Source organism: Erythrobacter sp. CCH5-A1 (genome assembly GCF_001557115.1).
GTDB lineage: Bacteria > Pseudomonadota > Alphaproteobacteria > Sphingomonadales > Sphingomonadaceae > Erythrobacter.
Genome location: NZ_LSKQ01000308.1, coordinates 1 through 1,012 on the forward strand (window position 1 = coordinate 1; position 1,012 = coordinate 1,012).

Here is a 1,012-nt window from a genome sequence, read left to right on the forward strand (position 1 = left end):
AACTGGCCCCTTTTTAAACCGGTGCCTGGCCCGTTTTTATCCCGGTGTTGACAAACGCGATCCTGATGGCGGTTGGCGTTACGAGGCGATCGATGAGCGGATCTGCTATCGCGGCACCTGCCGCTATGCCCATCTGCTCGAACGGGTTATCGCTCTCGGCGGCATGAATTGCGGCCTGCGCCGCGAGCTCCTCGCGCAGAGACGCACGCAGCTTGTCGAAATCGATATAGGCCGAAAACGCCTCGTGATCTCGCTGTTCAAGCGCCGTCTTCATTCCTTTGAGTGCGACCAGCGGGGACGCAAAATACAGGTAGGTCGCAAAGCCCGCCACTATGACCGCCGCGAGCCCGATGATCGACGACTTCCCGAACCTCATTCGCTCGCCCCTCTCTTGATGCCGAACCAACTCTGTGTGCCGCGCTATCGCATCAACTCAACAAGAAACGGTCGCACAACTCCTGCGCAGCGTCCCGGCCCCGCTCCTGCCTCACGCCTGTCCACATAAAATAGGCGCAAAATTAGTGCTTTGGAAGGCTCTCGCTGATAGGGGGCACCGCGCTCAATCCTGAGCGGACAAAGGATGTATCATGAAGTTGGTAACTCTCGCGGGAGCGGTCGCAGCTGTCTCCCTTGCCAGCCCTGCCCTGGCACAAGACGACAGCACCGCAGGTGGAAAGTTCATCGCAGGGGCCATCGTAGGCCTCGATAGCGTCGAGACCAAGTTCGACGGGATCTCCGAAAGTGAAGAGGACGTCGTTCTCGGCCTGACGGTTGGCTACGACTACGAAACCACCAGCGGGATCGTGTTCGGCATCGAGGCAGAATACACGGATTCGAGCGTGGGTGTGTCGGCCACCGACTTTGACGTGCCCGGCGACCGCGTTTCGGTGAACGCCGGCCGCGACCTTTATGTCGGTGGCCGTCTCGGCTTTCGCCCGGGCCGCAACGGCATACTGTATGTAAAGGCTGGCTACACGGACGCCTCGATCGAGGGCGAGTATGACGACGGCAC

At 60.1% G+C, this 1,012-nt stretch carries 2 protein-coding genes; one reads left to right on the forward strand and one right to left on the reverse strand.

All coding sequences use genetic code 11. The annotated features are described in order from the left end of the window. Positions 1–13 precede the first annotated feature (13 nt). Complete coding sequence (locus AX708_RS18795) at positions 14–376, reverse strand: DUF2939 domain-containing protein (protein WP_067490609.1); 363 nt, start codon at positions 374–376, stop codon at positions 14–16. A gap of 211 nt (positions 377–587) precedes the next feature. Between AX708_RS18795 and AX708_RS18800 the strand changes: the two genes are divergently transcribed. Next, positions 588–1,012, forward strand: a 425-nt coding sequence (locus AX708_RS18800) for an outer membrane protein (RefSeq protein WP_156454601.1), incomplete at its 3' end; no start/stop codon positions are given.